Annotated in this window: 18 protein-coding genes and 1 tRNA gene; 10 read left to right on the top strand and 9 right to left on the bottom strand. The window is 40.7% G+C overall.

Going from position 1 to position 19,059, the window contains the following annotated elements; genetic code table 11:
* Window positions 1-48 precede the first annotated feature (48 nt).
* From pdxT to HMPREF9304_RS08820, 3 genes are read right to left on the bottom strand one after another with little or no spacing between them, the layout of a single operon-like run.
* Window positions 49-621, bottom strand: coding sequence for a pyridoxal 5'-phosphate synthase glutaminase subunit PdxT (pdxT, locus tag HMPREF9304_RS08830; RefSeq protein ID WP_036928281.1), 573 nt, complete (start codon window positions 619-621; stop codon window positions 49-51).
* Window positions 622-625: 4 nt separating this feature from the next.
* Window positions 626-1,498: a pyridoxal 5'-phosphate synthase lyase subunit PdxS gene (pdxS, locus tag HMPREF9304_RS08825; RefSeq protein WP_036928279.1), complete on the bottom strand. Its 873-nt coding sequence runs from the start codon at window positions 1,496-1,498 to the stop codon at window positions 626-628.
* A gap of 8 nt (window positions 1,499-1,506) precedes the next feature.
* Window positions 1,507-2,574 (bottom strand): hydroxymethylpyrimidine/phosphomethylpyrimidine kinase, encoded by a 1,068-nt coding sequence (locus tag HMPREF9304_RS08820; protein ID WP_036928277.1) that lies wholly within the window; start codon window positions 2,572-2,574, stop codon window positions 1,507-1,509.
* A 534-nt stretch (window positions 2,575-3,108) separates the two neighbouring features.
* Here HMPREF9304_RS08820 and HMPREF9304_RS08815 point away from each other — a divergent pair.
* From HMPREF9304_RS08815 to folK, 6 genes are all read left to right on the top strand, one after another.
* Window positions 3,109-3,990: a cell division protein FtsX gene (locus tag HMPREF9304_RS08815; RefSeq protein ID WP_036928276.1), complete on the top strand. Its 882-nt coding sequence runs from the start codon at window positions 3,109-3,111 to the stop codon at window positions 3,988-3,990.
* A gap of 75 nt (window positions 3,991-4,065) precedes the next feature.
* Complete coding sequence (locus tag HMPREF9304_RS08810; protein ID WP_008122798.1) at window positions 4,066-4,290, top strand: DUF3098 domain-containing protein; 225 nt, start codon at window positions 4,066-4,068, stop codon at window positions 4,288-4,290.
* A gap of 15 nt (window positions 4,291-4,305) precedes the next feature.
* The gene (locus tag HMPREF9304_RS08805; protein ID WP_008122796.1) at window positions 4,306-5,157 is read left to right on the top strand and encodes an undecaprenyl-diphosphate phosphatase; all 852 of its coding nucleotides are present in this window, start codon (window positions 4,306-4,308) and stop codon (window positions 5,155-5,157) included.
* Window positions 5,158-5,289: 132 nt separating this feature from the next.
* Window positions 5,290-5,997 (top strand): tRNA pseudouridine(55) synthase TruB, encoded by a 708-nt coding sequence (gene truB / locus HMPREF9304_RS08800; protein WP_036928275.1) that lies wholly within the window; start codon window positions 5,290-5,292, stop codon window positions 5,995-5,997.
* Between the two features lie 3 nt (window positions 5,998-6,000).
* Window positions 6,001-7,167: a tRNA preQ1(34) S-adenosylmethionine ribosyltransferase-isomerase QueA gene (queA, locus tag HMPREF9304_RS08795; protein ID WP_008122793.1), complete on the top strand. Its 1,167-nt coding sequence runs from the start codon at window positions 6,001-6,003 to the stop codon at window positions 7,165-7,167.
* Window positions 7,168-7,187: 20 nt separating this feature from the next.
* Entirely contained in the window at window positions 7,188-7,619 is a 432-nt protein-coding gene (folK, locus tag HMPREF9304_RS08790) for a 2-amino-4-hydroxy-6-hydroxymethyldihydropteridine diphosphokinase (protein ID WP_036928274.1), read from the top strand.
* 85 nt (window positions 7,620-7,704) lie between these two features.
* On the opposite strand, the gene rpsO is transcribed toward folK, so the two are convergent.
* Entirely contained in the window at window positions 7,705-7,974 is a 270-nt protein-coding gene (gene rpsO / locus HMPREF9304_RS08785; protein WP_008122789.1) for a 30S ribosomal protein S15, read from the bottom strand.
* 566 nt (window positions 7,975-8,540) lie between these two features.
* A complete protein-coding gene (locus HMPREF9304_RS14695; RefSeq protein WP_036928273.1) occupies window positions 8,541-8,768 on the bottom strand; it encodes a hypothetical protein in 228 nt (75 codons plus the stop codon).
* A gap of 179 nt (window positions 8,769-8,947) precedes the next feature.
* Here HMPREF9304_RS14695 and typA point away from each other — a divergent pair, with 179 nt between their 5' ends.
* A complete protein-coding gene (typA, locus tag HMPREF9304_RS08775) occupies window positions 8,948-10,750 on the top strand; it encodes a translational GTPase TypA (RefSeq protein WP_036928272.1) in 1,803 nt (600 codons plus the stop codon).
* 215 nt (window positions 10,751-10,965) lie between these two features.
* On the opposite strand, the gene HMPREF9304_RS08770 is transcribed toward typA, so the two are convergent.
* On the bottom strand, window positions 10,966-11,772 hold the full coding sequence (locus HMPREF9304_RS08770; RefSeq protein ID WP_036928270.1) for a hypothetical protein: 807 nt from the start codon (window positions 11,770-11,772) through the stop codon (window positions 10,966-10,968).
* Window positions 11,773-12,126: 354 nt separating this feature from the next.
* Here HMPREF9304_RS08770 and HMPREF9304_RS08765 point away from each other — a divergent pair, with 354 nt between their 5' ends.
* From HMPREF9304_RS08765 to HMPREF9304_RS08755, 3 genes are read left to right on the top strand one after another with little or no spacing between them, the layout of a single operon-like run.
* Window positions 12,127-13,422 (top strand): replication-associated recombination protein A, encoded by a 1,296-nt coding sequence (locus HMPREF9304_RS08765; RefSeq protein ID WP_036928269.1) that lies wholly within the window; start codon window positions 12,127-12,129, stop codon window positions 13,420-13,422.
* 14 nt (window positions 13,423-13,436) lie between these two features.
* Window positions 13,437-14,423 carry a D-2-hydroxyacid dehydrogenase gene (locus HMPREF9304_RS08760; protein WP_052046043.1) on the top strand — a complete coding sequence of 329 codons (987 nt, stop codon included), beginning with the start codon at window positions 13,437-13,439 and terminating at the stop codon, window positions 14,421-14,423.
* Window positions 14,424-14,483: 60 nt separating this feature from the next.
* Entirely contained in the window at window positions 14,484-15,137 is a 654-nt protein-coding gene (locus tag HMPREF9304_RS08755; protein ID WP_008122780.1) for a trimeric intracellular cation channel family protein, read from the top strand.
* A 76-nt stretch (window positions 15,138-15,213) separates the two neighbouring features.
* On the opposite strand, the gene HMPREF9304_RS08750 is transcribed toward HMPREF9304_RS08755, so the two are convergent.
* The 3 genes from HMPREF9304_RS08750 to htpG form a co-directional block, all read right to left on the bottom strand.
* Window positions 15,214-15,837, bottom strand: coding sequence for an outer membrane beta-barrel protein (locus tag HMPREF9304_RS08750; RefSeq protein WP_036928266.1), 624 nt, complete (start codon window positions 15,835-15,837; stop codon window positions 15,214-15,216).
* 901 nt (window positions 15,838-16,738) lie between these two features.
* Window positions 16,739-16,812: transfer RNA gene (locus HMPREF9304_RS08745), tRNA-Arg, on the bottom strand.
* A 170-nt stretch (window positions 16,813-16,982) separates the two neighbouring features.
* Window positions 16,983-19,037 (bottom strand): molecular chaperone HtpG, encoded by a 2,055-nt coding sequence (gene htpG / locus HMPREF9304_RS08740; RefSeq protein WP_036928265.1) that lies wholly within the window; start codon window positions 19,035-19,037, stop codon window positions 16,983-16,985.
* Window positions 19,038-19,059 lie beyond the last annotated feature (22 nt).

Raw genomic sequence — 19,059 nt, 5'->3', positions numbered from 1 at the left:
CTAAGAGAGCTGTTACAATTTTATGCGGTGGATAAGCGAGTTGCTGACCTACCTTTTCAGAATGCTATTCAAGAAATAAGCGTGAACTCTGGTGTCATTATCCAGTTCTGGATGAAAGGCTGTTACCATTTGGTGATGCTGCCTTGCTGCGACAATATTTCCATCAACACTTGCCAATATTTCTGCGTCTCCAAATACTTCATTGATATAAGGTGCGCGGATAAAGGTCATAGGTATCGTTCCTTCGATTCCCTTGAAAGCTTCTTCTGTATGGAAACTCCCTAATTGTCTGCCATAGGCATTTCTACAAACGTCGATATCCATGGTAGAAAGTCGGTTTGATGGCTTTCCGTTCTCTTTGCGAGCCAGCATGATCAATCCTGCACAAGTACCAAATACGGGCAATCCTTGGTTGATTTCTTCCTGAATAGGTAACAGTAAATCCAACTCATTCAAGAGTTTTGTCATGGTTGTACTCTCTCCTCCGGGGAGAATAAGTCCATCTTTGGGCTTTTCCCAATCGCATTTGTTTCGCACTTGGAATGTTTCTACCCCCAAAGAGTGAAGCATTTGCTGGTGTTCAGCAAATGCTCCTTGTAAAGCTAATACGGCTATTCTCATTACTCTATTTACCCCTTTCTGCCATCAACACTTCTATTTCGTGTTCGTTGATGCCAACCATGGCTTCGCCTAAGTTCTCGGATAACTCAGCTAACCGCTTCGGATCGTTGTAGTTGGTTACTGCTTGAACAATGGCAGCTGCCCGTTTAACAGGGTCGCCAGACTTGAATATGCCCGATCCAACAAAGACTCCTTCGGCTCCAAGTTGCATCATCAAGGCGGCATCTGCTGGTGTGGCTACGCCTCCTGCAGCAAAATTAACGACAGGTAACTTACCGTTTTCATGAACATACTTTATTAGTTCGTAGGGAACTTGCAATTGTTTGGCAGCTTCAAACAACTCGTCTTCAGCCATAGCCTTTATTCTTCTCATCTCTGATTGCATCATGCGCATGTGCGTTACCGCCTGTACAACGTCTCCAGTACCAGGTTCGCCCTTGGTTCTAATCATAGTTGCGCCTTCTGCAATGCGTCGCAAAGCTTCTCCTAAGTTCTTGGCACCACAAACAAAAGGTACTTCGAATTGGGTTTTATCAATGTGGTAAACATTGTCAGCGGGTGACAAAACTTCGCTCTCATCAATATAATCAATTTCAATTGCTTGTAAAATTTGCGCCTCTGCAAAGTGTCCGATACGGCATTTTGCCATTACAGGAATGCTAACCGTCTCTTGTATGCTCTTAATCATGTGTGGATCGCTCATGCGCGACACGCCTCCTGCAGCACGAATATCAGCGGGAATACGCTCAAGTGCCATTACTGCACAGGCTCCTGCATCTTCTGCAATGTGAGCTTGTTCGGGAGTTGTAACGTCCATGATAACTCCTCCTTTGAGCATCTGGGCTAAGTTTCGATTTAAAATTTGTCTTTCTGTCATTTTGTTTATTATTTATTGATTCGATATATACTCGGTGTAATTCCTTCAGCCTTCTTAAAGAATTTGCTAAAGTGTGACTGCGAATGAAATCCTAATGCGTATGCAACTTCTTGAACAGTCTTACTGGTGGTGTCTAAGAGTAATTTACTCTTGGTCAATAGATGCTCATCAATAAGACTCTTGGGCGTTTTTTGCCCAATTCGTTTGGTGACCTGTGCTAAATATCGACTGCTTACGCCCAATTGATGGGCATAAAATTGTACATCATTATTGGTGGTACAATGAAGTTCTATGGCTTGTATAAATTCGTTGTACAGCTCACTGCTTCGACCTTTTAAGGCTCCAAAGTGACTCAACTGTTGTTGGATATAACTTTTTCCCTCGCATACTGCTTCATGAATATCTGTTGAAACAGATAGGTAATAGGCTATTGCGGAAGATAGACTGCTACCCAGTCCGTGTGAATTTGTGAGGTTTAATGTTGGAAATTCATGCTGGTTGATTTTCTCACCTGAACGCCATATCAGCGTGTCGTTCATGTTTCCACTATGTAACATGACCCCTTTGCAACCTAAATTCAGAAATTGTGTCATTCCTGCTTTCATGGTTTCTTTTGTCACTTCGGCACTATTGATGAACACAGCAGCATCCTCTTGTTTCATAATTACCAATGAACAGAGTGGGAAGAGGCGATCTTTCACGGCATGAATCATGTCGGGTGTCATCAATGGCTCACCCTGGCTGGAGGTTACAATGGGGTCGTAAATAATGGTGGAAGCGTGATGCTGATGTAACATCTCAATGATAGCATCCAGCGTTTTGCTATTGCGAACCATTCCAATCTTAATAACTGCGGGTTCAAGGTCGTCAATCAATGCTGTTAACTGTCCTGCTACAATGTCAGCAGGAATATCGTAAAAGCTCTGAATGCCCAAGGTGTTTTGAATCGTGATAGAAGTAATTACCGACACAGCATATCCACCCAAAGCCGTAATAGTCTTGATATCGGCTTGTACTCCTGCACCTCCAGTTCCGTCCGAACCTGTAATCGTTAGTATGGTATGTCGATTTTTCATTGCTAATTATTCTCAACGAGCAGACTTGACAGTTTGATAAGCTGCCATTTTCTGCTCGTACAAAGGAAATGAAAAAATATGAATGCCACAAATATAATTCGCAAATTTACAATGAATAGGTACTTTTATATAAGCTGCGACATGGAACACGAGGCTTGCAAGCAGGATGTTTATTAGTCTATCCAACTCATGAAAAAAGGTTGATGAAAAGGAAAAGGTCTAATAGGGCGATAACCTACAGAAATTGGAGCATCGCTTTAGTCTCCTTCATCTCTATGGGTAATGCGGTTGAAGTAAGGACTTCTTATTGAACCTAACGACGAACTTGTTTCAAATGTTTGGCATGAAAGAACCTATGTGGTGATCATCGTTAAGATAAGGTGTTACAACCTTCACTCTTATATGAACAAAATCGATCAGGAATGTAGGCGATATTTTTATTGAGCAATCACGTTAATAGTAGTTAAAGCATCGTTTTATCCCTAATTTTTTTGTTACTTTGCGAGAAATTTGGTGCATTATATCCATAAAAGAATGGGAAAGAAACAAAATAAGACCAGTAATCATCATGGATTACAGGCTATTACTCTTTGTATAAGCACAGCTTTGGTACTCATCTTGTTGGGGTTAGTTGTATTCTCAACCTTAACAGGAAGAAACCTTTCCTCTTATGTAAAAGAGAATTTAGTTGTGCAGTTGATATTAGAAAATGAGATGACAAATTCTGAAGCACAGCGAATGTGTGCGGTGATTCAGAAGCGTCCATATATCAAACAGCTCAAATATATTAGTAAGGAACAAGCTCTGAAGGAGATTACATCCGCTATGGGGAGCGACCCATCGGAGTTTACAGATGGTGAAAATCCTTGTCCTGCATCTATCGAAGTAACCTTAAAGTCGGTTTATGCGAACAACGATTCTCTGAAATGGATAGTGAGTGAGTTTGAAAAATATCCACAAATCAACCAAATTAATTACCAGAAAGAATTAGTAGACAGCGTGAACCGCAATCTTGCCAAAATAGGTTTGGTGATGTTAGTGTTGGCACTGTTGCTTACCTTTGTATCTTTCTCCCTCATCAACAACACTGTACGATTGGATATTTATGCCCGAAGATTTTCCATACACACGATGAAATTGGTTGGTGCTTCATGGGGATTTATCCGCAGACCCTTTGTAAGCAGAGCCGTTTGGACAGGTTTGATAGCTGGTTTGATAGCCAATTTAGTGTTGGCGGGTTGTATTTATGCGTTGTATCTATCCGAGCCTGGTATCTTGACCGTTGTGACTTGGCGCGACATGGTCATTACTGGTGCAGCCGTATTCTTGTTCGGACTCGTGATAACGGCTATTTGCGCCCACATTTCGGTGAACAAATTCTTGCGAATGAAGGCAGGAGATTTATATAAAATTTAAGAAAATAACGTTGAAAATCAATTCAGAACTCCACCTTATTATATATAGGTAAGTTCGAATAAACAAATCTATCAGATGGATAAAAGAAATTTTGCGTTCGATAAAGTCAACTTTATGTTATTGGCGATTGGTGTCGTTGTCGTGATTATCGGATTTCTGTTGATGAGTGGAAGTGGCTCGACGGAGACAGCATACAATCCTGACATCTTTAGTGTGCGACGTATCAAAGTAGCTCCAGTAGTATGTTTCTTGGGCTTTGTATCTATCATTTTTGCAATTATCAGAAAGCCAAAAGACTAATACGTTGTGTGATTTATGAGCTTACTTGAGACCATTATTCTGGCAATCGTTGAGGGTTTGACCGAGTTTCTGCCTGTTTCTTCGACAGGACACATGATTATTACCCGCGACTTGTTAGGCATGCAGGCAGACGATCCGTTTATCAATGCCTTTATTGTCATTATCCAGTTTGGTGCTATCCTTTCGGTGGTGACACTTTATTGGAAGCGTTTTTTTCGCTTAGATAACACTCCTGTGCCTGAAGGAACGCCAGCCGTGAAAGCATTTATTCATCGTTGGAATTTCTATTGGAAGCTATTGGTGGCTTTTATTCCTGCTGCTGTTATCGGATTGTTAGCCAATCATTTGATTGAAAAAATGCTGGGGAGTGTCATTGTCGTGGCAGTGATGTTGGTAGTTGGTGGCATCTTTATGCTTTTCTGCGATAGAATCTTTAATCATGGTCAAGAGTCGACCTCGTTGACAGATAAGAAAGCCTTTATGATAGGTGTATTCCAATGCATTGCCATGATACCGGGAGTGTCGAGGTCAATGGCAACTATCGTAGGAGGTATGGCACAAGGACTAACCAGAAAGCGTGCAGCGGAGTTCTCATTCTTCTTAGCTGTGCCCACCATGTTTGCAGCTACTTGTCTTGATGTATTCAAACTCATCAAAAACGGAGGCGTAGATGCCTTGTCGTCTCATGTCCCCACCTTGCTGTTGGGTAGCGCTGTTGCCTTTGTAGTTGCGCTATTGGCAATGAAGTGGTTTGTTAATTTCTTGACGAAATATGGCTTTAAGGTCTTTGGAGTTTATCGAATCATCGTCGGAGGCTTCATCTTGATTTGGCTCATGATGGGACATAGTTTGGCAATGGTCGATTAAGTCCTTAAGTTGAGGGGCTTTTTAGTAAAATTGTTTTGTACACATGAATGAATGGAGTTGTTTACTTTGGAGAACGCTTACATGCTGATGAGTTGAAAAACTCACCCACTTGTCAACTCAAAAACGCACAACATGAACTTTTATAAAGGAGAGATATTTGCAATAGATAAGCCGTACGGTATGACAAGCTTTGGGGCATTGGCACACGTTCGCTATGTCATATCTCGAAAGTTGGGCATCAAGCGCATTAAGATAGGGCATGCAGGAACACTCGATCCATTAGCAACAGGCGTTTTAGTGCTGTGCACGGGGAAGGCTACCAAACAAATAGAGCAGTTACAAGCGCATACAAAAGAGTACGTATGTACGATACAATTGGGGGCTACTACTGCCAGTTACGATTGCGAACATCCTGTAAATGCTACCTATCCTACTGAGCATATCACGCTTGAGCGCATAGAGCAGGTATTAAAACTCTTTGTTGGAGAGATTCAGCAAACTCCTCCAACCTATAGCGCATGCAAGGTTGCTGGTGAGAGAGCATACAATTTAAGGCGAGCAGGCGAAGAGGTAGCACTACAAGCGAAAACGGTGCGTATTGATGAAATAGAGCTTATTCATTTCGACTCCAATACCATGCAGCTACAACTGCGCATCGTTTGCGGAAAAGGAACATATATTAGAGCACTTGCGCGTGATCTTGGACGCACTTTGGACAGTGGTGCGTATCTGATACAACTACGAAGAACCCGCGTTGGTGCATTGACAATAGAGAATAGTATTAATTTCGACCACTTCAAAGAGTGGCTGAATGAACAAGAAATAGATGAAGGACATTAATCAATGAAGCTATCACAATTCAAATTTAATTTGCCAGAAGAGCTCATTGCTCTTTACCCTCATAGTGTTTATCATGAGATAAAGAATGCTCACGGCAAGAAAGAAATCTCGCGAATGACACGTCGTGACGAATCTCGATTGATGGTGTTACACCGAAAATCACAGACCATTGATATGTTTCAAAAGGACAAAAAAGGGAAAGATATCAAGGGGCAGTATCTTGAGTTTAGACATGTACTTGATTATTTTGATGAAGGTGATACTTTTATCTTTAATGACACAAAAGTATTTCCTGCTCGATTATATGGTACAAAGGAAAAGACAGATGCTAAGATTGAAGTATTCTTGCTTCGTGAACTCAATCAGGAAATGCGTCTTTGGGATGTGTTAGTAGAGCCTGCCCGTAAGATTCGTATTGGGAATAAGCTCTTCTTTGATGAGAGCGGCACGATGGTGGCGGAAGTAATCGATAACACAACGAGTCGTGGTCGTACACTCCGATTTCTTTACGATTGCCCGCATGATGAGTTCAAGCATGAACTTTTTGCGCTCGGCGAAACTCCTTTGCCACGTTACATCATCAATCGACGTGAAGTACCTCATGCAGATGCGCATGATCAGGAAGACTATCAAACCATTTTTGCAAAGCATGAAGGGGCTGTCAGAGCACCTTCTACAGGGCTTCATTTCAGTAGAGAAATGCTCAAGCGTATGGAGATTAAAGGGATACATGACACTTATATCACGCTTCACTGCAGCTTGAGTGCGTTTAATAGCATTGAGGTGGAAGACTTGACCAAGCATAAAATGGATTCGGAACAAATGAAGATTGATGCCAAAGTCTGTGAAATCGTTAACCGAACCAAACAGGAGGGGCATCATGTCTGTGCCGTTGGGACAAGTGTTGTCAAGGCTACAGAGACGGCAGTTGGCACTGATGGACTGCTGAAAGAATATGACGGCTGGACCAGTAAATTTATTTTCCCGCCTTATGATTTTGGTTTGGCAGACACGATGATAGCCAATTTCTATCACAGCATGTCACCTTTGCTCATGGAAACGGCAGCTTTCGGTGGATACGAATTAGTGATGGAGGCTTATGACTTGGCTGTTAAGAACGGTTATAAGTTCGGTTGTTATGGCGATTCGATGCTGATATTGAACGATTAGTCATCGAAAATCTGCGCTCTATGTCCACAGAACACATTGTATATTTAGGGCTTGGGTCTAATTTGGGGCGCCGAGAAGAAGCTATCCAACAAGCGATAGAGCAGATAAAACTATCGATAGGTACTGTCGACCGTTGCTCTTCGTTATACGAAACAAAGCCTTGGGGCTTTTCGTCCGACCATCTCTTCATGAATGCTTGCATTCGTTGTCGTACCTTCTTGAGTCCTGAAGAGGTGTTAGAAGCAACCCAGAAGATAGAGACGGCTATGGGGCGAACCGAAAAATCGTACAATGGAGTCTACGAAGATCGTGTTATTGATATTGATATCTTGTTGTATGACAACCTGCATATCCACACGCCAGCGCTAACAATTCCACACCCTTTCATGCATGAACGAGAGTTTGTGATGAAGCCTCTATTGGAGATTTTAGACGAAAGTGATGTAATTTGAATGTTTGATACATAAAAAAACTCCTCTGTAATCCATTGTTACAGAGGAGTTTTTAATTTTCCTTAAGCTTAAATGCACTTGATAATTATCGACGTAAGCCAAGAGCTTTGATGATAGAACGGTAACGCTCAATGTCATTATCATAGAGATAATCGAGCAAAGCGCGACGCTTACCTACCAACATCGTCAATGAACGTGCAGTGTTATGATCTTTACGGTTCTTCTTAAGGTGTTCCGTCAAGTGGGAAATACGGTATGAGAACAATGCTATCTGGCTCTCTGGTGAACCAGTATCAGAGTTAGACTTTCCGTATTTGCCAAAGATCTCTTCTTTTTTTGCTTTGTCTAAATACATAGAACTTGTTGTTAAAAATTAATGATAATGCAATAATGCGGTGCAAAGGTAATACTTTTTATTCATACTCCAACTTTTGTCATTCATATTTTCTCCGAAAGCAGTCGCTTTTTAACATTTAATTACTCTTATTCTACGCCTCTTTCATGGAATGATAATTTACGACTAAAAGCAACAACAATACAGCAGCTGTAAAATTGCTGGCACGCTACACGGACTAAAAATTAATGCTGAATTATCTTTACAAAGTGCCTCTCAAAACTCGCGTATAAATCATCAACAGCAAAGTTGGTCGCAAATACGCTAAAAACGAGCGAGGTTTGTAATTTGTTGTTATTTAATGTGTTGTGCTTATCACGCATCTTTTTATTCCCTTTTTTACCCTTTCTTGGTTGCTAACCCATTGAGTTAAGCTAACAATTTGCATGCTTTAATGCTGTTGAAGCATGTGAATAACACCTCTATTGTATGTTTCCAAGACCGTTAAATGAATGTTCTAACTTGAAAAGACATCTTTTTTGGTAAAATCAGCCCATTTTTGTAGAGCGTTTGCCTATTAAATTTTTCTATTTTGAAGATTTTAGATGGTCGATTTTTGGTAAAATAATAGGACAAAAGCAACAGATGTCTTTGCCGCTGATGGTCATGTGATAAGCGATGTAGTTCTTTCTTTGAAAGGTCATTGTTGTTACCACAAACAAAGCAAATGAGGTAAGCAATGATTGCAACCCATGTGAATCGATTTCAGCTTTACATTTTTTTGTTGAAACAAAAGAGCCAAGGTTCTTTTTCATTTCTAATCACCTTTCTTAATTGTAAGAACCGTGTCCTCATGCAATTCCTGTATGGCACTTTCTGAACATTAAAAAAATAGAAAAAATATGTTGCAGCAGTTATAAATATGAATGATGAAATAAGAATTATGAATTAAAAGCATTACCTTTGCACGGAATAACGTTTTAAGGATTAAAACATGCAAGACATTAGAAATATTGCAATCATTGCTCATGTCGACCACGGTAAAACAACGTTGGTAGATAAGATGATGTTAGCAGGAAAATTGTTCCGTGATGGACAGGATAACAGTGGACAGGTATTAGACTCAAACGATTTGGAACGTGAACGAGGTATCACGATTCTCTCCAAGAACGTTTCTATCAACTGGAAAGGTGTAAAAATTAATATTATAGATACTCCCGGTCACTCTGATTTTGGTGGTGAAGTGGAACGTGTACTCAATATGGCAGACGGCTGTATTCTGTTGGTGGATGCTTTCGAAGGACCGATGCCACAGACTCGGTTTGTGCTGCAAAAGGCATTGGAGATTGGTCTAAAACCCATCGTGGTAGTAAACAAGGTGGACAAACCGAATTGTCGTCCCGATGAAGTATATGAGATGGTATTCGATTTGATGTTCTCTTTGAATGCGACAGAAGATCAATTAGATTTCCCAGTTGTTTACGGTTCTGCCAAAAACGGATGGATGTCTGAAGATTGGAAACAGCCCACAGACAACATCGAATATCTGTTAGATAAGATTGTAGAAGTTATTCCAGCACCGAAGCAGCTTGAGGGAACACCGCAAATGCTGATTACCAGCTTAGATTATTCCAATTATACAGGGCGTATTGCTGTAGGTAGAGTGCACAGAGGTGTACTCACTGGCGGGATGAACGTTACCATTTGTCACCGTGACGGGACGCAAGAACGCACAAAAATTAAAGAACTTCACACCTTTGAGGGTATGTCTCACGTGAAGACCGACCATGTGGACAGCGGTGATATTTGTGCAGTTATAGGTCTTGAGAAATTCGAAATTGGCGACACGATTTGCGACTTTGAAAATCCAGAACCATTACCTCCCATCGCTATTGATGAACCAACGATGAGCATGTTGTTCACTATTAACGATTCGCCATTCTTTGGGAAGGAAGGAAAATACGTTACTTCGCGCCACATCAACGACCGCCTAAACAAGGAATTGGAAAAGAACTTGGCACTTCGGGTACGTCCCTTCGAGGATGCAACCGATAAGTGGATTGTGAGCGGACGTGGCGTTTTGCACCTTAGTGTGCTGGTAGAAACCATGCGACGCGAGGGGTATGAACTGCAAGTGGGGCAACCACAGGTTATTTACAAGGAGATAGAAGGGAAGTGTTACGAACCTATTGAAGAGTTAACCATTAATGTTCCGGAAGAATTCTCCAGTAAAATGATTGACATGGTGACGCGTCGAAAGGGAGAAATGACATCGATGGAAAGCCAAGGAGGACGTACAAATTTAGAATTTGACATACCCTCAAGAGGCATCATGGGACTTCGCACCAATGTGTTGACAGCCTCACAAGGCGAAGCTATTATGGCACATCGCTTTAAGGAGTATCAACCTTTCAAGGGCGAGATTACACGTCGTGTCAATGGAAGTATGATTGCTATGGAGACAGGTACGGCATACGCTTATTCTATTGATAAGCTTCAAGACCGTGGTAAGTTCTTTATCGACCCAGGAGAAGAGGTATATGCGGGTCAAGTAGTAGGCGAACATGTACATGATAACGACTTGGTGATCAATGTAACCAAAGCCAAACAGCTTACCAACGTGCGTGCCAGCGGTTCTGATGACAAGGCTCGTGTGATACCTAAGGTGGAGATGAGCTTGGAAGAATGTCTTGAATATATCAAGGCTGACGAACTTTTGGAGGTAACACCCAAGAGTATGCGTATGCGAAAAACTACACTCGACCATACTGAGCGCAAACGACTCAACAAAGATTAGGGAACATTCAACGCTCAACTTATAGGAACTCTTACCCCGAAAAGGTAAGAGTTTTTTGCGTTAGATATTCTTCTGCCATTTGTCTTGAATGAAAATTACGGTTTAACCTTGCTATTTATTGATGTCACTCCCTTAGAATCAAGTAAAAAAAAAGAAGATGTATCTATCGATACACCTTCTCATAATAATTTGTTGTGTGTATAAAAAGTTAAGATTTAGAATTCTTCATCGTCTGCTACATCTTCAGCTTCTAAGTCTAAGTCTTCTGGTTCTGAATCAAATGTGGTGCGATAGCTTTCTTCGGTAAGCTTGTCTTCGTCGAACGTGTCGTCATCATCTTCCTCGTTGTCCTCTATGTCTTTTCCTTCGTCCAATGCTCTCTTTTCATTGAAGTCGAATTCATCGTCCGAATCAGATTTTGCAGAAGATAATTTTGAAGATTTCTTTTCCATCTCTGGTTTCGCTTTAGCAAAGATCGCTTCTACCCATGCTCCCTTTGCAATCTCTAAGACTTCAAAGCCGTCATTTACTTTTTTCTCATACATTCCTCCTGCGTTATGCAGTCTATTCTGTGGCAATGTGGTTGTACTGATGTCGAATCCGCTTTCAATAATATCCTTAATGCTTTGCGATAACGAGTCCCATCCACCGCCAAAGTTACGGTCGAGTACCTCTAAAAGTTTGCTGGCTGTGATATGTCTAATGTTTTCGTAACTCAAATCTGTTACGCGCAAAATAGCTTTCTTCTTGATAGCGTATTTTTGCTTATTAGCTCCATCAATGCGAAGAGCCTTAACCTTAAAGCCTCTCTCTTCATATTTTTTGATGATTACGGGCTTATCAATCTTTACCTCTTCGATTTCAAATGCACTTCGAATCACATCTAAGTAATGACGCATGTTATCCTTGAGGTCCGCATCCTTTTCTGCTGCCTCCCACAATCTGAAAACATCATTTTCTTGAATATCCCATACACTACTCTTGGTCAGTGTCTTAAGTGATAATGCATCTTTTTGTTTCATAAATCTTAAAGTCGTCGTTCAATTGTTATTTACAATGTTCTAAAATACGAAAGCTATTGATTACTAATCAATCTATTGGTTAGAAGGTGGTGATAGCTTTTTGGATTACGCTATTTTACTCATCCTATTGCGCTACCAATCCTCCTCATTTCTCACGCTGCAAAAATATATACTTAATTTATATTTGACAAACTTTTCCTACGATTTTTTGAATGAAGCCAAAAAAACATAGTTTATGCTTTTCGTTCATGAAAGTTTTCGTATCTTTGCGATAATGGAGATGTGCTTTTAGTAGCCAAAGACAGCCATTGATAAAGACCCTTTTAAGAGGACTAATGAAGAAGGAAAGACGATATGAGTGAACCCTTAGCAGAACGAATGCGGCCCCGTACGCTTGATGAATATGTTGGGCAACAACACTTGGTGGGGAAGGATGCCGTTCTACGCAAGATGATAGAATCTGGTCACGTCTCTTCTTTTATTCTGTGGGGACCACCTGGTGTTGGTAAAACCACACTTGCACAGATTGTCGCAAACAAGTTAGAAACCCCTTTTTATACCCTTAGTGCAGTGACCAGTGGTGTGAAGGACGTGCGACAGGTCATTGAACGAGCAAAGGGTAATCATTTCTTTCAAACCGCTTCACCTATCTTGTTTATTGATGAGATTCATCGATTTAGCAAGTCGCAGCAAGACTCTTTGTTGGGTGCTGTGGAGAGAGGAATCGTTACGCTGATAGGGGCAACGACTGAAAATCCGTCTTTTGAAGTGATTCGACCTTTGCTTTCACGTTGTCAACTGTATCTACTCAAACCTTTAGGCAAAGAAGATCTCTTGAAACTATTGCATCGCGCAGTGAATGAGGATGTCATATTGAAGAACCGAAGCATAGAACTTCAAGAGACAGGTGCATTACTTCGCTATAGTGGGGGTGATGCTCGGAAGCTACTTAACATTTTAGAATTAGTCGTTAGTGCTGCCGAAACCGAAAAAGTGGTGGTGACCGATCAAATTGTGGAGCATCAGCTGCAGCAGAATCCCTTGGCTTATGATAAGGGAGGTGAAATGCATTATGATATTATTTCTGCCTTTATCAAAAGCATTCGTGGTAGTGATCCCGATGCAGCGCTGTATTGGATGGCTCGAATGATAGAGGGAGGAGAGGACCCTCAGTTTATTGCACGCCGATTAGTGATTAGTGCTGCAGAAGACATAGGATTGGCTAATCCCAATGCCTTGCTGTTGGCAAATGCGGCTTTCGATGCAGTGATGAAAATTGGGTGGCCTGAAGGTCGGATTCCTTTAGCTGAAGCAGTGGTGTATTTAGCTACCAGTCCTAAAAGTAATTCAGCCTATTTGGGCATTGATAAGGCTTTGTCAATCGTTCGGGAAACGGGGAATTTGCCTGTTCCATTGCCATTGAGGAATGCTCCCACACAACTAATGAAGGATTTGGGCTATCATGATGGCTATCTGTATAGCCATGATTATCCCGGACATTTCGTTCAACAACAGTATTTACCAGATGCTTTGCAGCATCATAGAATATGGCATGGGCAACACAGTCCTGCCGAAGAGAAATTATATCAATGGATGCTTCAATGCTGGGGCGACAGATATAAAGACGCATCCACATCAGAAAACAAATGATTAAAACATAGTAAATGATGGATTCAAAACAACAACAGAGAAAATATAACATTGTAATTTTAGATGGTCATTGCGCTAATCCTGGGGATTTATCTTGGGAGGAGCTTAATGAGTTTGGACAATTGAAGGTATATGATCGTACTTCACAAGAGCAAGTCGTAGAGCGTTCCATAGATGCTGACATTTTGTTGGTGAACAAAACAAAAATAACAGCGAACGAACTCCAACAGCTACCACAATTAAAATATATCGGTGTGTTAGCAACGGGCTTTAATCATATTGACATTGAAGCAGCACGCAAACAAAATGTTGTGGTGAGCAACATACCCTCTTATAGCACTTACAGTGTTGCGCAGATGGTGTTTGCAAGCATTTTTGCGATTTCAAATCGTGTGGAACATTATGCACAGCAGACTCGAGAGGGTAGGTGGACCCAAAATCCTGATTTTTGTTACTGGGATACTCCTTTGATAGAAGTCGCAGGGAAGACATTGGGAATCGTTGGTTTGGGACATATTGGCACCAAAGTCGCACACATTGCGCGGGAATTTGGCATGGAAGTTTATGCTTTCACCAGTAAGAATGCGGTCGATTTACCCGAAGGAATCCAGAAAACAACGTTGGATGGGCTGCTTTCAGTGAGTGACATCCTAACTCTTCATTGTCCGTTGACGCCAGAAACTCGTGAGTTAATCAATGCAGAGAGTTTGAAAAAGATGAAAAAGGGAGCCATCTTAATCAACACAGGTCGTGGACCTTTGGTGAATGAGGCGGATGTTGCTGCGGCACTTCAATCAGGGAAGTTAGCTGCCTATGGTGCTGACGTGATGTGTCAAGAACCTCCAGCAGCTGATAATCCTCTACTTCAGCAGCCCAATGCGTTTATCACGCCCCATATAGCTTGGGCGACACAGGAGGCAAGAAAGCGATTGGTCAACATTGCCATTAACAATGTGAGGGCTTTCGTGCAGGGAGAACCGATCAATGTGGTGAACAAATAACTTCATTTTTAGTCTTTTATAATTGCAAGATTTCAAGAATATTATACCTCTTTTGATAATATGTATTCTCCTGAATTATTTTTCAGACGTCCTGAATTTATTCATTCACTTCAGCAAGTAATAGAGTTTTTGGGAACTTTTGCATTTGCTATTTCTGGTATTCGTCACGCTGCCGCCAAGAAGTTCGACTGGTTTGGAGGCTTTGTGTGTGGCATTGCCGTAGCGATTGGTGGTGGTACGATTCGTGATGTCATGTTGGGAGTTACTCCTTTTTGGATGACTTCCTCTATTTATATGATATGTACGATATTCGCCCAAGTATTTGTGATTGTATTTTCCAAGTCTTTGAAGCGATTGGATAATACATGGTTTGCTTTCGATACCCTTGGATTGGCGTTGTTTACCATTGCAGGAATGCAAAAAACGTTAGCTTGTGGTTTCCCTTTTTGGATAGCTATCATCATGGGGTGTATGACAGGTTGTGCCGGTGGTGTTATTCGAGATGTGTTGTTGAATAACATTCCCGTGATTTTCCACAAAGAAATTTATGCCTTGGCGAGTATCGTTGGCGGTGTGACTTATTGGGTGATGTATTCTTTGGGCATAGATGTGAGTGTCACTGTCGTTACTGTATTCTCGGTTGTTTGTGTCATTCGCTATCTTGCAGTTAGATTTCATATCTCGCTCCCACAACTGCCAACAGAAGATGAATAGAACTTTAGAAAATAGCAGGATGATTCGCAGAACAAGAATCTGAATGCTATTTTTCCTGTTTTAGCCAAGACAATCTTTAGAAAATTTTGAATTGGTAGCCTAAACTCACCATGATGGAGTTGTTTTTTGCAGGTCCTAAAAGTTCTTTCGCTTTGGTGGTCTCGGCTATTTTCTTGATAGGAATGTTGTAACGAGCATCTAAACTCAAGTTTTTCCACGTCACTGATGCGCCAACAGGAATAGCAAAATCGTTGGTATTGAGTTCCGACTTGATAGTTTTCCCATTACATTTCATGGATATTGCTTTCCCCGTATGAAAGCCAGAATATATGCTAAAATGATTACCGATGTACTGTTTTAGCAGAAAGTCAATGTAGATGAAATTAAATTGGTAATTAAATTTTTCCGTTGGGGCATCTTTCTTGAACGGTTTTGCGCTGTTTGCTCCCTGATGTGCAAACATGAATTCGGGTTGAACAGAGAAGTGCTTGGTCAGGAAAGATTCTGCAAAAAGACCTCCAAACCCCGTAATCTTCGGACTATTTTTAATATTTGTCAACTTGCAATACATGACGCCACCCTTTGCACCAATATATGTGTCCCATGGATTGCGTTCTGACTTATACTTAAATGTAGATTGTGCCAAACAGGTATTGCAGCATGCAACAACTCCCAATATTATGATAAAAAACTTTTTCATATACGCATTCACTTTAGATGCGGTAAAATTAATGTTTTTTTATGAATTTACAAAGCGTTTTCTTTGATTAAAAAATTAAAGCGTTGGTAAGCACATGAAATCTCCTATTCACTCAGAAGTTTTCCATATTTACATTTTCTTATATCTTTCTATATATCAATGAGTTGTGATTTCTTAATAACATACGAAAACTGTTTCATGGATGTAAGCCTCTGATCTCATTGGAATAATAAAACGCACGCAGATTTACCGAGGAATGAGGTGAGAGGATCAACATAGTAATATCAGGTGAACAAACTTAAAAAGAGTGGGTACAAAGTAGCTGATTGGATGTGAGATGGAAGTTAATCGGGAAACCCTGTGCCAGTGAATATATCCAAGCCGCCTTCTTGTTTCGTATCATTTTTGGTCATAGTATTCCTCGTTTTTGTCCTATTATTTTACCAAAAAACGGTCATCTAAAATCTTCAAAATAGAAAAAAATAATAGGCAAACGACATGCAAAAATGCGCTGATTTGAACAAAATAATCGTCTTTTTAGGCTGAAACATTGACTTTACGGGCTTGAAAACATGTATTAAAGGTGTTATTCACATACTTCAGGAGCATTAAAGTATGCAAATAGCAGGCTTATCTCAATGCTTCAATCGCCAAAAAGTGGTAAAAACACGAAAGAAAAGAGGCGATGTAAGCATAATGCCTTTAACAACAGTGAGTTATAAAAGTTGTTCAAAACTTGCGTATTTGCGACCAACTTTGCCGTTGGTTGTTTTCACGCGAGTTTTGAGAGACACTTTGTAAAGAAAATTCAGCATTTATTATCATTCAATTCAGCGTACGGAAATCCATGTTGTCGAGGGGAAAAAAGAAAAGGATGTGTTGAAAAACACATCCTTGATAGTGACTCCCGCGGGATTCAAACCCACAACCTTCTGATCCGTAGTCAGATGCTCTATTCAGTTGAGCCAGGGAGCCGAAGTGCATTACTTTTGTAATTGCGTTTGCAAAGGTATGGAGTTTTTGCGATAACGCCAAACATTTTCCAAACTTTTTTTCGAAGAAATAAAAAAACGCCACTGCAGTGAGTGGCGTTGAATACATATAAATGGTTTTTCAGCACTATGTTTTAAGCCTTGAAAAACTTCTTATCGAATTAAATCAATACTACGCTTTAAGAATTTATCGAGACCAGCTCCCTTCAACATGCCATTTTGTAACAAAGCCAAGTCTATGAGTTGGTGTACGATTTTATTGTCTTTAGCCGCATTGGCAATGATGTCTGCTTTCTTTTGTTTCTGCTCATCGATTGCTTTTTGCGTATTTTCGACATCTTGTTTTTCTTCTTGTGTTATTTCTTCTGGCTTCTTTTTCTGTTGATTCTGATGCAGGGCTGCCAACCTTGCTTCTTGTCCTTTGAGTTCACTCTCAATGGGTTTCAAGGCATCGGCGGTAGTTTTGCTGCAATTGTCGAGTACATTTTGAATCAGTTTGTGATCACTGTTCAATACTAATGTAAACATATCGGGCATACTCCCATAGAAGCCCATGCCAGCTTGATACTTGCTCATCTCCTTCATACGACGCATATATTCGCTCTGGGTAATGATGAGTGGCATGGCTGATTCGCCTAAAGCTTGCACCTCTACATTAAATTCAGCCTGATTGATTTTAGGCAGCTGTGATTTGAAAACTTGTGACAAATTGTCACGATCGTTCTTGTCTAACTTCGACTCCTTGGTCTCTTCTTTTACAATGATACGATCGATGATGTCTCCGTCTACACGACTAAATCGGCTCTTTTCAAACTTTTGTTCAAACATGGATACCGTTGCAACATCCAATTGTCCGTCAAAGAGTAGGACGCTGTAGCCCTTGTTCTTTGCTGACTCTATGTACGTGTATTGTTCATCCTTGTTGGTTGCGTAAAGATAGATGAGTTGTCCGTCTTTATCTGTTTGGTTATCCTTAATAAGGGTGCGGTATTCATCAAAGGTAAAGTATTTGCCATCTACGTCCTTGAATAGGGCAAAGTCTTTAGCACGGTCATAGAAATCTTCTTGAGAGAGCATGCCGTAGTTGATAAATATCTTGAGGTCGTCCCACTTCTCTTCGTAATTTTTACGGTCTTCTTTGAAGATAGATTGCAAGCGATCGGCTACTTTCTTGGTGATATAGGTTGAAATCTTTTTTACGTTAGCATCACTTTGAAGATAGCTGCGGCTCACATTCAATGGAATGTCGGGAGAATCGATAACGCCATGCAACAGGGTAAGGAACTGTGGTACAATACCTTCTACCTGATCTGTGACGAAGACCTGATTGCTGTACAATTGTATTTTGTTGGGTTGCAGCTCAATGTTCGACTTTACCTTTGGGAAATAAAGGATACCAGTGAGGTTAAACGGATAATCCACATTGAGGTGTATCCAGAACAGTGGTTCGTCCTGCATGGGGTAGAGGGTGCGATAAAAATTCTTATAGTCCTCGTCCTTTAATGTAGAAGGAGCTTTTGTCCACAATGGTTCGGTATCATTAATGACATTGTCTTCTGCGGTTTCAACCTGTTTGCCGTCTTTCCACTCTGTTTTTTTGCCAAAAGCTATTGGAATAGGCAAGAACTTACAATACTTGTTGAGTAGTGTTTGGATGCGCTGTTCTTCCAAAAAATCTTTGCAGTCGTCATCGATATAAAGCACGATATCGCTTCCACGGTCAGCCTTTTCAGTCTCTTCTATGGTATATTCTGGGCTGCCGTCGCAACTCCATTTCACAGCTTTCTCTTTTTCCCTATGGCTTTTGGTAATAATTTCTACTTTCTTACTAACCATAAAGGCAGAGTAGAAACCTAATCCGAAGTGTCCAATAATGCCATTGGCATTCTCTTTATACTTCTCCATGAAGTCGTTTACACCCGAAAAAGCTATTTGGTTGATGTATTTGTCTATTTCCTCAGCGTTCATACCAATACCACGATCGCTGATTGTTAATGTGCCTTTTTCTTTGTCTAACTTAATGTGAATGGTCAAATCTCCTTCTTCGCCTTTGAAATCTCCTTGTTTTGAAAGAGTTTTCAACTTTTGAGTAGCGTCAACGGCATTGCTCACTAACTCTCGAAGAAATATCTCGTGATCAGAATAGAGAAACTTTTTAATAACGGGGAAGATATTCTCTGTTGTAACCCCAATATTACCTTTTTGCATTGTATAATAATGTTTTTATGAA

Origin of the sequence: Hoylesella timonensis S9-PR14, from assembly GCF_000762405.1 — a bacterium.
Classification (GTDB): Bacteria; Bacteroidota; Bacteroidia; order Bacteroidales; family Bacteroidaceae; genus Prevotella; species Prevotella timonensis_A.
Note: the sequence above shows the minus strand (reverse complement) of the source record. Positions and strands in the feature narration are given on the sequence as shown.

Bases quoted from the DNA above. Each gene is read 5' to 3' on its own strand.
- pdxT (WP_036928281.1), bottom strand. From the start codon at position 621: ATGAGAATAGCCGTATTAGCTTTACAAGGAGCATTTGCTGAACACCAG.
- HMPREF9304_RS08750 (WP_036928266.1), bottom strand. From the start codon at position 15,837: ATGAAAAAGTTTTTTATCATAATATTGGGAGTTGTTGCATGCTGCAAT.
- HMPREF9304_RS08765 (WP_036928269.1), top strand. From the start codon at position 12,127: ATGAGTGAACCCTTAGCAGAACGAATGCGGCCCCGTACGCTTGATGAA.
- HMPREF9304_RS08755 (WP_008122780.1), top strand. From the start codon at position 14,484: ATGTATTCTCCTGAATTATTTTTCAGACGTCCTGAATTTATTCATTCA.
- pdxS (WP_036928279.1), bottom strand. From the start codon at position 1,498: ATGACAGAAAGACAAATTTTAAATCGAAACTTAGCCCAGATGCTCAAA.
- queA (WP_008122793.1), top strand. From the start codon at position 6,001: ATGAAGCTATCACAATTCAAATTTAATTTGCCAGAAGAGCTCATTGCT.
- htpG (WP_036928265.1), bottom strand. From the start codon at position 19,037: ATGCAAAAAGGTAATATTGGGGTTACAACAGAGAATATCTTCCCCGTT.
- HMPREF9304_RS08760 (WP_052046043.1), top strand. From the start codon at position 13,437: ATGATGGATTCAAAACAACAACAGAGAAAATATAACATTGTAATTTTA.
- HMPREF9304_RS08770 (WP_036928270.1), bottom strand. From the start codon at position 11,772: ATGAAACAAAAAGATGCATTATCACTTAAGACACTGACCAAGAGTAGT.
- HMPREF9304_RS08810 (WP_008122798.1), top strand. From the start codon at position 4,066: ATGGATAAAAGAAATTTTGCGTTCGATAAAGTCAACTTTATGTTATTG.
- HMPREF9304_RS08815 (WP_036928276.1), top strand. From the start codon at position 3,109: ATGGGAAAGAAACAAAATAAGACCAGTAATCATCATGGATTACAGGCT.
- folK (WP_036928274.1), top strand. From the start codon at position 7,188: ATGTCCACAGAACACATTGTATATTTAGGGCTTGGGTCTAATTTGGGG.
- HMPREF9304_RS08820 (WP_036928277.1), bottom strand. From the start codon at position 2,574: ATGAAAAATCGACATACCATACTAACGATTACAGGTTCGGACGGAACT.
- HMPREF9304_RS08805 (WP_008122796.1), top strand. From the start codon at position 4,306: ATGAGCTTACTTGAGACCATTATTCTGGCAATCGTTGAGGGTTTGACC.
- HMPREF9304_RS14695 (WP_036928273.1), bottom strand. From the start codon at position 8,768: ATGAAAAAGAACCTTGGCTCTTTTGTTTCAACAAAAAAATGTAAAGCT.
- rpsO (WP_008122789.1), bottom strand. From the start codon at position 7,974: ATGTATTTAGACAAAGCAAAAAAAGAAGAGATCTTTGGCAAATACGGA.
- truB (WP_036928275.1), top strand. From the start codon at position 5,290: ATGAACTTTTATAAAGGAGAGATATTTGCAATAGATAAGCCGTACGGT.
- typA (WP_036928272.1), top strand. From the start codon at position 8,948: ATGCAAGACATTAGAAATATTGCAATCATTGCTCATGTCGACCACGGT.